This window comes from Planktotalea sp. (assembly GCF_018607965.1).
Taxonomy (GTDB): Bacteria; Pseudomonadota; Alphaproteobacteria; order Rhodobacterales; family Rhodobacteraceae; genus Planktotalea.
Genome location: NZ_JABBAM010000165.1, coordinates 2,990 through 4,426, shown reverse-complemented (window position 1 = coordinate 4,426; position 1,437 = coordinate 2,990). Strand labels below are relative to the sequence as shown.

Annotated in this window: 3 protein-coding genes; all 3 read left to right on the top strand. The window is 50.8% G+C overall.

Annotated features, from left to right (window positions below):
- Positions 1-222: 222 nt before the first annotated feature.
- Entirely contained in the window at positions 223-657 is a 435-nt protein-coding gene (locus QZ279_RS14570; RefSeq protein ID WP_293452153.1) for a YeeE/YedE thiosulfate transporter family protein, read from the top strand.
- Between the two features lie 4 nt (positions 658-661).
- Positions 662-1,093, top strand: coding sequence for a YeeE/YedE family protein (locus QZ279_RS14565; protein WP_293452151.1), 432 nt, complete (start codon positions 662-664; stop codon positions 1,091-1,093).
- Between the two features lie 11 nt (positions 1,094-1,104).
- Positions 1,105-1,437 (top strand): MBL fold metallo-hydrolase (locus QZ279_RS14560; RefSeq protein ID WP_293452149.1); only part of this gene is annotated, 333 nt, incomplete at its 3' end.

Here is a 1,437-nt window from a genome sequence, read left to right as displayed (position 1 = left end):
TCTAACAAAATACACATCAGGCGCAGGCGCACTGGTTGCGACAGCATTTCCATCAATTTGGCAGCTTCTGCTATTTTTGGTTCGAGTGCGCTGATGTCCAACATTGGGCAAATTACCTCTTGTGTATTCGTTATCACTTATATAAATGATTGCAAATATAAAGGCAAGCGTATCACATGAACGTCCGCCAAAACTTATGACAACACGATAAGGAGTTACTAGGTGGAAACTGAATTTACCCCGGTTGCATCATTGTTCGGTGGCGGGCTGATTGGCCTATCAGCCGTTGTGCTATTGGCGGCTCATGGACGGATCGCTGGCATCAGTGGCATCGTGTCACGCATATTACCGCCATCAGTTGATAAGGCTGGACTACCACAAGGGATCATATTCCTGATTGGTCTGTTGCTCGCGGCACCGCTTTGGCTTGTCTTAACCGGAGCAGCGCCTGTTCAAATGGTATCAAGCAACGGGTTGCTGTTAGTCATCGCTGGCTTGCTGGTCGGGTTCGGTTCCGTCATGGGGAATGGTTGCACAAGCGGCCATGGCGTATGCGGTATCTCGCGCGGATCAGCCCGGTCCATTGCTGCAACGATGACATTTATGGCCACCGCCTTTGTGACTGTCTTTGTCCTGCGTCATGTCGTTGGGGGATAAATTCATGCATGTTTTCAGCACACTCTTTGCAGGTCTTTTGTTTGGGACAGGACTTATTTTGTCTGGCATGGCGAACCCTGCGAAAGTTCAAAACTTCCTTGATCTGTTTGGCACATGGGATCCCAGCCTTGCCTTCGTGATGGGGGGGGCGATCATGGTGACCATGCCCGGTTTCTGGCTGGTTCAGAAACGCATAACGCCACTGTTCCATGACGTGTTTCATCTGCCAACGCGCACTGATTTTGACGCAAGGCTTGTCGTTGGTGCTGCCACCTTTGGCATCGGATGGGGCTTGGGTGGCTTTTGCCCCGGTCCGGCATTGACGTCATTGCCATTGGCCGCCAGCGGCACGCTTTTCTTCGTTCCAGCCATGTTGGTGGGAATGGTGATCGCAAAATATACCGCAGCGCCGTTGCCGAAATCCCTTGCTGTCTAAAAGGAAAAATTATGCAAAACTATCTCGTTGATATTGCGATGAAGCCAGACGTCGAAGCCTTTTTTGACACGGCAACCAACACGATCAGCTATGTTGTTTCTGATCCAAAAACCAAGGCCTGCGCGGTCGTAGATTCCGTGATGGACATTGATTACGCATCCGGCAGGATCACCCATGATCATGCAGATCGAATTGTGGATCATATCACATCAAACGCACTGACTTTGGAATGGATCATCGAAACCCATGTCCATGCCGACCATCTGTCGGGCGCTCCGTATCTGCAAGACAAGCTGGGCGGTAAAATAGGCATCAGCGCGCGGATCATGGAAGTCCAAGAGACG

Coding starts and splice junctions, on each gene's coding strand:
- QZ279_RS14565 (WP_293452151.1), top strand. CDS start 662: ATGCATGTTTTCAGCACACTCTTTGCAGGTCTTTTGTTTGGGACAGGA.